Raw genomic sequence first — 2,863 nt, forward strand, 5'->3', positions numbered from 1 at the left:
GGCTCCGGCGAACAATTCGGCGGTGGCCTGCCGCTCACCGCCCTCCGCGTCCGGATCCCGGCGGGCGCCATCCTTCGTACCGAATGCCTTCCGCATTGGGGCCGCGCCGAGCATTTCGTTCGGTAACCCGGCCACTCGCCGCACCTCCACCTCGACCGCCTTCATCGCGGCGAACGAAGCAGTCTCGTAGTCCCCAAGGGCGAAGTTGGATCGTGACGAGACGAGCAGCGGATCGAGGTCCCCGGCAAGCCGGTCCGCCGCCCACACCTTCGTGACGGCGTTGGGATCCTTCGATGTATCACGGCCCGTCTCGCTCACGCGCTGCCAATGGCCGGTGATGGGTTCTTGTGGTGGGTGGCGATGAGTCCCTCTCCCTCCAGCCATGCCCAAGCGTCAGCCATGCGCACGAGCAGAGCTTCCCCGTCACGCGGCGGGGACTCGCCCAGTGCCATGTCCATCCCTCGGAGGACGTTGTTGAGAATGATCTGGTCGCTTGCAGCTTGCCTAGCCAGTAGTGTCACCGCGAGGTCAGGCAAGGACAGGTTCCTGATGTCGTCCCCAGGGATGATGGGCTGACACATGCCTTCAGAATAGGTTGACGAGCCGGGCAAGCGGAGACCTCTTGATGGGAACAGGTAGACGTGGTTCGCCATCCGCCCGCCCTCCAGGAGCCGACGCGTGTCAGATGTCCTCGGCCGCGATTCGCGTATCAAGGCTGCTGCTCGTGCCCCTGCGTCAGACCGCCGCCTGTCGGCGCACCCATGTGACTGGATCTGCTTGTTGTGCGGACGTGAGCCGTCCTGACAAACAGGATCCCTCTGCAGGCGCGTCGGTCTCGTGTGTCAGCGTCGGGGCAGACTCCGACCGTCGGGCAACGCGCGCCCACTCAGTAGCGCCAGGAGTGAGCCGCTGTCTGCGCGGACGAGCTGGCCGGTTCCCCAGCCCCAGCCGGTGTCGGTGGCCTCGAGCAGGACATCGCTCAGGTCGACCCCGAACACGGTGCCGTTGACGGCGGTGAGCTGGTCGAGGACGGCGTTCAAAGCCTCTCTTGGTGCGACCACGGGCCGGTCGAGCGCGATCGTCACGTCCAGGGAGTGGATGACAGCATGGCTCAGGGCACCGGCTGCACCGCCGCCCGGCGGCTGCCACGCGTGCAGTCTCGGCGATCGGAGCTGATCGAGGAGGTCGACGAGCGGCAGCGAAGCGTCCCGCGCGGCCACGGTGTCGGAGAGCACGGTGAAGTCTCCCCCGGCCGCCGCCATCTCGGCGACAAACTGCTCGGGAGTCAGCCGCACCGGCATCGTCATGTGCGCGATCACATGCCGCACCAGCCACTTCTCGCACAGCGACGGCGCGTCCCAGATGTCGACGGCCGCGGCGGCGAGGAGATCGGCGAGCCGATCGCAGGTCGGCGCCACAAAGGACTGCAGGTCGGTCACGATCGCTCTCCTTGCATGAGGTGCGCTAGGTGTTCCTCGAGCTTGTCGAGGGATGTGAGGAAGCCGGCGCGGGCCTGGGGTATGCGCATCGCCTCGGGCACGTGCCGCTGATGGATGACGACCGAGGTGCTGCCGTCCCCGAGGTCGCCCAACGTGCTGGTGGTGTGCATCCCGCTCGCCGGCTCGAACCAGGCAAGCCGCTCGGGCGGAACGACCTCGGTAAAGGTCGCGACCATCCGGTGGCTGCCGGCCTCACCGTTCATCAGGGTCTCGAACCGGCCGCCGGGCCGAAGTTCGACAATGACGCCGTCGACCGGGGTGGCCATACCGCGTGGGCCCCAGAAGTGCGTGAGTTCGGCGGGCTCGGTCAGGCACCGCCACACCAGCTCGCGCGGCGCGCGGAAGACCCGCCGATAGACGAGTTCGTCATCGTTCACTGGTTCTCCCGCGTCTGCACGTGGGCCAGGTGCGTCTCCAGCCGGTCCATTCGCTCTGACCACGTGCGCCGGCTCTCCTCGATCCAAGAGAAGGCGGCCTCGAGCGCCGCCGGTTCGAGCCGACACGGCCGGGTCTGCCGGTGCTGCCCCCGACTGATCAGGCCGGACCGCTCGAGCACCCGGATGTGCTGCGACACCGCCTGCATGCTCATGGCGTACGGCTTCGCCAGCTCCTTGACCGTCGCCTCGCCGGCGCTCAGCCGGGTCACGATGTCGCGCCTGGTGCCGTGACTGAGCGCGGTGAACAGGGCATCGAGCCGCTGGTCGTCGATGGCGGATCCCATAGCTGAATTCAAGCATACGCTTTATCAAGCGTCAACTTGAGCACGCCGTGGCCTCCGCTATGTGGGTAGCGCTGGGGCGGCTCGGGCTCACGCAAGAACCTCATCCGCCGCGATCCGCGCGGGTCTGCCCTGAGTCTTACCGCCGCGTGCGGACGAGGGGCCTCACCGCAGATGAGCGCAGGTGCCGCCGACAATCGTCGTGTAGCCAACACGGGCGCTGGTACGTGGTGCCCGTGTCAAAGTGCCGGTCACGATGCTCCTCTGCATCGAGCGGGCTGCGGCGAACCACTGAGAAGACCTCAGCCCCGTCGCCTAGCTCGTCACCGCCTGAAGGCCTGGCGAGAGGGAACCGCTGCTTGCCGACAGCGTCTACGTGTCTACGTACTCATCGCCCTCCTGCTGGCCGTTGAGCTAACGGTGTCGACGTCTGCGGCACACCACGAGCTGACCCGTGCTTCGTGAGCCGCTTCGGCATCCGCACGATCCGACGGCGCACGGGGCTGCCGACCGCCGTCGGGGGAGCCGGCGCGCTCGTCAGCCGCGGGGAGGGTCCTCGGGGAGCGCGGCGAACGCCTTCTTCGTGCCCCGGTACCAGCCCATCCCCTTGATCGGGTTGCGCCAGCGGCCCTTCATCTCGTCGTGG

At 67.6% G+C, this 2,863-nt stretch carries 4 protein-coding genes; all 4 read right to left on the reverse strand.

Translation table 11 applies throughout. The annotated features are described in order from the left end of the window. On the reverse strand, positions 1 to 318 hold a 318-nt coding region (locus ACLL9L_RS09695), incomplete at its 3' end, for a TIGR02391 family protein (protein WP_411284444.1). A gap of 524 nt (positions 319 to 842) precedes the next feature. Next, positions 843 to 1,439, reverse strand: a complete 597-nt coding sequence (locus tag ACLL9L_RS09700; RefSeq protein WP_411284445.1) for a maleylpyruvate isomerase family mycothiol-dependent enzyme — start codon at positions 1,437 to 1,439, stop codon at positions 843 to 845. Beyond that, a complete protein-coding gene (locus ACLL9L_RS09705; RefSeq protein WP_411284446.1) occupies positions 1,436 to 1,876 on the reverse strand; it encodes an SRPBCC family protein in 441 nt (146 codons plus the stop codon). The genes ACLL9L_RS09700 and ACLL9L_RS09705 overlap by 4 nt, the downstream gene beginning before the upstream one ends. Further along, positions 1,873 to 2,220, reverse strand: a complete 348-nt coding sequence (locus tag ACLL9L_RS09710; RefSeq protein ID WP_411284447.1) for an ArsR/SmtB family transcription factor — start codon at positions 2,218 to 2,220, stop codon at positions 1,873 to 1,875. Before ACLL9L_RS09710 ends, ACLL9L_RS09705 begins: the two co-directional genes overlap by 4 nt. Positions 2,221 to 2,863: the final 643 nt, after the last annotated feature.

The sequence above is a fragment of the Lapillicoccus sp. genome, from assembly GCF_046595215.1.
Classification (GTDB): domain Bacteria; phylum Actinomycetota; class Actinomycetes; order Actinomycetales; family Dermatophilaceae; genus Lapillicoccus.